The sequence below is a fragment of the Burkholderia sp. Ac-20379 genome (assembly GCF_017104645.1).
GTDB lineage: Bacteria > Pseudomonadota > Gammaproteobacteria > Burkholderiales > Burkholderiaceae > Burkholderia.
Genome location: NZ_JAAGPF010000549.1, coordinates 1 through 2,973, shown reverse-complemented (window position 1 = coordinate 2,973; position 2,973 = coordinate 1). Strand labels below are relative to the sequence as shown.

Genomic DNA, 2,973 nt, shown 5'->3' with positions numbered 1-2,973 from the left:
GCACGGCGCGAGCGGCCCGTTGCGCGTGCAACGCGCGGCGCCGGAGCGGCTCTCGCCGTTCGTGCGCGGCGTGATCGACGCGCTCGGCCGGCGCGGCCTGCCGCTGCGCGACGACCAGAACGGCCCGTGGCAGGACGGCGCGTTCGTCGGGGCGCTCGCCGTCAGCGAACAGGGCGAGCGCATTCCCACCTCGGTCTGCTATCTCGACGACGCCGCGCGCGCCCGCCCGAACCTGACGCTGGCCACCGACACGCAGGTCGAACGCGTGCGCTTCGACGGCCGGCGCGCCGTGGGCGCGGACGTGATCCGCCCGGACGGCAGCCGCGCCACGCTGCACGCGCGGCACGTGATCGTCAGCGCGGGGGCGATCCACAGCCCGGCGCTGCTGATGCGCAGCGGCATCGGGCCGGCCGCCGATCTCCAGGCGCTCGGCATCGCGGTGATCGCCGCGCGCGACGGCGTGGGCCGCAACCTGATGGAACATCCGTCGATCGCGGTGTCGGCGTTCCTGCCGCGCGCGGCGCGCACGCCGTTTCCCGACGAGCATCACGAGCAGGCCATCGTGCGCTATTCGTCGGGGCTGCCCGGCACGCCGCCCGGCGACATGCACGGCGCGATCCTGTCGCGTTCGGGCTGGCACTCGGTGGGATACCGGCTCGGCACGATGTTCTTCTGGGTCAACAAATCGTATTCGCGCGGCCGCGTCGCGCTGGCCTCGGCCGATGCGCGCGAGGAACCGGCGGTGGCGTTCTCGATGCTGTCGGACGCACGCGATCTCGAACGGCTCAAGGGCGCGGTGCGCTTCGGCGCGCAGACGCTGGCCGATCCCGCGCTGGCCGCGCGGCTCGGGCCGCGCTTTCCGTCGAGCTATTCGCCGCGCGTGGCGGCGGTGGCGCAGCCGGGCCGCTGGAATGCCGTGCAGCGCGGCGCGTTGAGCGCGCTGCTCGACGCGGCCGGGCCGATGCGAAGTGCGCTGATCGAGCGCGTCGTCACGCAGGGCGTCTCGCTCGACACGCTGCTCGCCGACGACGCCGCGCTGACCGAGTTCGTCACGCGCTCGGTGGGCGGCACCTGGCACCCGTCGGGCACCTGCCGGATGGGCGCGGCCGACGATGCGCTGGCCGTCACCGGCGCGGACGGCGCGGTGCACGGCGTGGACGGCCTCAGCGTGTGCGACGCGTCGCTGATGCCGTCGATTCCGTGCGCGAACACCAACGTGCCCACCATCATGATCGCGGAGCGCATCGCCGACGCGCTGCTCGGCCGCGCAACCCTGGCGCAAGCCGCGGCCTGAATGAAAAACGCCGTGCCACACACGATGCGCGGCACGGCGTTCGAGCGGCCGACGCGGCGTCAGTCGCCGTAGCCGATCATCCCCTTCACTTCGAGAAACGCCTCCAGGCCCCACTCGGCGTATTCGCGGCCGTTGCCCGACTGCTTGTAGCCGCCGAACGGCGCGCCCGCATCCCAGGCCGGATAGTTCAGGTAGACGCCGCCCGCACGCAGCCGGAACCCCACGCGCCGCGCGCGCTCGAGATCGGCCGACTGCACGTAGGCGGCCAGGCCGTACGGGCTGTCGTTGGCGATCGCGATCGCGTCTTCCTCGTCGCGGTACGGCAGGATCGCGAGCACCGGCCCGAAGATCTCCTCGCTGGCGATCGTCATGTCGGGGCGCACGTTCGCGAACACGGTGGGCTTCACGTAATAGCCGTGCGCGAGCCCGTCGGGCCGGCCGGGGCCGCCCGCCACGAGCTGCGCGCCCTCGGCCACGCCCGCCTCGATCAACCGCTGCACTCGGCCGAACTGCACCGCGTTGATCACCGGCCCCATCGTCACGCCCGGCGTATCGGGCGCGCCGACGCGATGCGCGAGCGCCGCGCGCCGTGCGATCTCCACCGCCTCGTCGTGACGCTCGGCCGGCACCAGCATCCGGGTCGGCGCGTTGCACGACTGGCCGCTGTTGCTGAAGCAACTGTCCACGCCGTGCTTCACGGCCGTTTCGAAATCGGCGTCGTCGAGCAGCAGGTTCGCCGATTTGCCGCCCAGTTCCTGATGCACGCGCTTCACGCCCGGCGCGGCCAGCGTGGCCACCTGCACGCCGGCGCGCGTCGAGCCGGTGAACGACACCATGTCGACGTCGGGATGCGCGCACAGCGCCGCGCCCACGCCCGGGCCGTCGCCGTGCACGAGGTTGAACACGCCGGGCGGCACGCCCGCCTCGTGCAGCACGTCGGCGAACAGCGCGGCGTCGAGCGGCGACACCTCGCTCGGCTTGAGCACCATCGTGCAGCCGGCCAGCAGCGCCGGCGCGACCTTGCAGACGATCTGGTTGATCGGCCAGTTCCACGGCGTGATCAGCGCGACCACGCCCACCGGCTCGTGGCGGATCAGCGTCGAGCCCTTGCGGCGCTGCCACGCGAACGTCTCGGCGGTGCGCAGCAGTTCTTCGAGATGGCGCCGGCCGAGCCCGGCCTGCCAGTCGGCGGCCAGCGCGGGCGGTGCGCCCAGCTCGCGCGACAGCGTGGCGGCGAACGCGTCGTAGCGGCGCAGATAGACCTCGAGCACGCGCCGCAGCAGCGCGACGCGCTCGGAAGGTTCGGTCTGCGAAAAGCTCGGGAACGCGCGTTTCGCGGCGGCCACGGCGCGCTCGACGTCGCGCGCGTCGCCGAGCGCCACGTCGGCGTAGGGCTGTTCGGTGCACGGATCGACGACGGGCAGGCGCGCGTCGCCGAACGGCGCGACCCACGCGCCGTCGATGTAGAAGCTCAGGGCATTGGTCATGCTCGATTCCGGGGTGATCGAGGGAAAGGACACGCGGCCTCGCGAAAACCGGGGCCGCGCGGGAATGGCCGCGAAAATGGCCGCGAAAATGGCTGCGAAGCGGGATGTCGGGCGCAGGCGGCGCGGCGCCGGCCCGTGCCGGGCTCCCGCGCGACGCTCAAGCCGCCGCCGCGCTCGCCGCGTTGTTGCCGC

Annotated in this window: 2 protein-coding genes; one reads left to right on the top strand and one right to left on the bottom strand. The window is 73.2% G+C overall.

The window, feature by feature from the left end:
* Positions 1 to 1,294: GMC oxidoreductase (locus G3N92_RS32580; RefSeq protein WP_206131640.1), on the top strand; the 1,294-nt coding region annotated here is incomplete at its 5' end.
* Between the two features lie 59 nt (positions 1,295 to 1,353).
* On the opposite strand, the gene G3N92_RS32575 is transcribed toward G3N92_RS32580, so the two are convergent.
* Positions 1,354 to 2,781, bottom strand: a complete 1,428-nt coding sequence (locus tag G3N92_RS32575) for an aldehyde dehydrogenase family protein (RefSeq protein ID WP_206131639.1) — start codon at positions 2,779 to 2,781, stop codon at positions 1,354 to 1,356.
* Positions 2,782 to 2,973 lie beyond the last annotated feature (192 nt).